The organism is Streptomyces lucensis JCM 4490 (genome assembly GCF_014650035.1).
GTDB classification, from domain to species: Bacteria; Actinomycetota; Actinomycetes; order Streptomycetales; family Streptomycetaceae; genus Streptomyces; species Streptomyces lucensis.
On the sequence record NZ_BMUE01000047.1, the window covers coordinates 1 to 1,914 of the forward strand.

Sequence of the window (1,914 nt, forward strand, 5' to 3'; positions counted from 1 at the left end):
CGAGGCCGAGGTCGCCTACGGCGTGGTCACCCTCTCCGACGGCACCCAGGTGAAGGCCGCCACGGTCACCATCCCCGGCACCGCCTACCGCGCCTGGGCCGCACCCATCCCCGACGGAAGGACCATCACCTCCGTCGACCAGTACGACGCGGACCACCACCGGATCAGCCACGACACCGACTGGCGCTGACCACCCACACGAAGGACGGGCACCCCCTGCTGTGCAGCCAAGTGACCCCAGGGCCGCGGACAGCGGACCGGACTCGGAGTTCACCCGGTTCGTCGCCGCCCGTTGGCGGGCCCTGACCCACACCGCGTACCTGCTCACCGGTGACTTCCATGAAGCGGAGGACCTGGTGCAGACGACGCTGGCGAAGGTGTACCCGCACTGGCGGCGGCTGGATCCCGAGCGCGCCGAGCACTACGTCCGGCGCTCGCTGGTCAACACCAATCGCAGCCGGTACCGGCGCCGCAGGATCACCCACCTCCTTCTCCCGTCGCTTCCCGACACCGGCCCCGTCCACGACGACGGGGCCGGTGCCGGAGGCGTGGACGTGTACGACGCACTGGCCCGGGAGCTCGCCGACCTGCCCGAGCGGCAGCGGGCGGTCGTGGTGCTGCGCTACTGCGAGGATCTGTCCGTCGAGGAAGTGGCGGACGTCCTCGGCTGCTCGGTCGGCACCGTGAAGAGCCAGGCATCCCGGGCCCTGGCCAAACTGCGCAGCCGTTCGGCCCTCACCCGCACCTACCTACCCAGCCGCTCTGCAGAGGCACGATGAACCCCGACCACGGCCAAGAAGACCGGGTACGCGCCGCCTTCGCCCGGTCCCGCGCCGCCTACCCCTCGTCCCCGGCTCCCGTCGACCGGATCCTGACCGCGGCGCGCATCCGCCGCAAGCGCCGCCGTGCCGCGGCCGCCGTGACCAGTGCCGCCTGTGTCCTGGGCATCGGCCTGGCGATTCCGTTCCTGAAACCGTCGCACACCGCCGTCGGCCCTGAGCGACGACCCATGCCCGTCGCGAGTTCCCCCCATACCCCGGCCCCCGACAAGGTCGTCGTCCGGGTGGCCGAGGGCCGGGTGGACGGACACCGGTGGTCGGTGGCCCTGGAGTTCCACCGGACGCTGCCCAAGGGCTACACCCTGCCCAAGTTGCCCGGCGGCACCACAGCGCCCGGCACCTCGCTGCTGTGCCAGCGCATGTACATCGGCGGCGTCCGCATCGACCACCAGGGCGGCCCCTGGGCCGACTGCCAGCCCGTCACCGGCACCCAGGACCCCCAGGCCGGCGGCGGAATGGGACTGTGGGGCCTGCACGACAAGGGTCTCAGCGGCAGCCGTCTGATGGTCTCCAACCCCGAGGCCGAGGTCGCCTACGGCGTGGTCACCCTCTCCGACGGCACCCAGGTGAAGGCCACCACGGTCACCGTCCCCGGCACCGCCTACCGCGCCTGGGCCGCACCCATCGCCAACGGGAAGACCATCACCTCCGTCGACCAGTACGACGCGGACCACCACCGGATCAGCCACGACACCGACTGGCGCTGACCTCCGCCGCCAGGACATGCCCTCACTGGCAGGGGTGACCCGACACGGCAGATGTGCAGCGGGCCGGTGTCAACGTGCCTGACCAGGCAGTCCCATCGCTGACTCATGGCTCGGAGGATGTCTGGGAAGATCCTTCGTCTTCCGATGTGTCAGCCGCCGTTGGTGACATGAGGGAGTCGAGCAATCGCGCGGTGCGCAGGGTGTCGGGATGCTCCTCCCCCAGCACCCGCCGATGCCGACCCAGCGTTACCTCGGTCAGCTCCCGTGCCTCCTCCACCCGACCCACCTGCGCCAGCCGGAGCGCCATATTGGACGTGGTGCGCAAGGTTTCGGGATGCTCCTCCCCCAGCACCCGCCGCTGCTGACCC

General features: G+C 71.0%; 4 protein-coding genes. 3 read left to right on the plus strand and 1 reads right to left on the minus strand.

Annotated features, from left to right (window positions below):
* The 3 genes from IE177_RS34550 to IE177_RS34560 all read left to right on the plus strand — a co-directional run.
* Window positions 1-190: hypothetical protein (locus IE177_RS34550; RefSeq protein ID WP_190019444.1), on the plus strand; the 190-nt coding region annotated here is incomplete at its 5' end.
* A gap of 31 nt (window positions 191-221) precedes the next feature.
* On the plus strand, window positions 222-779 hold the full coding sequence (locus IE177_RS34555; RefSeq protein WP_190019445.1) for a SigE family RNA polymerase sigma factor: 558 nt from the start codon (window positions 222-224) through the stop codon (window positions 777-779).
* Window positions 776-1,546, plus strand: a complete 771-nt coding sequence (locus tag IE177_RS34560; RefSeq protein WP_190019446.1) for a hypothetical protein — start codon at window positions 776-778, stop codon at window positions 1,544-1,546. Before IE177_RS34555 ends, IE177_RS34560 begins: the two co-directional genes overlap by 4 nt.
* A 103-nt stretch (window positions 1,547-1,649) precedes the next feature.
* Here IE177_RS34560 and IE177_RS34565 read toward each other — a convergent pair.
* A partial coding sequence (locus IE177_RS34565; protein ID WP_190019447.1) for a tetratricopeptide repeat protein occupies window positions 1,650-1,914 on the minus strand: 265 nt, incomplete at its 5' end.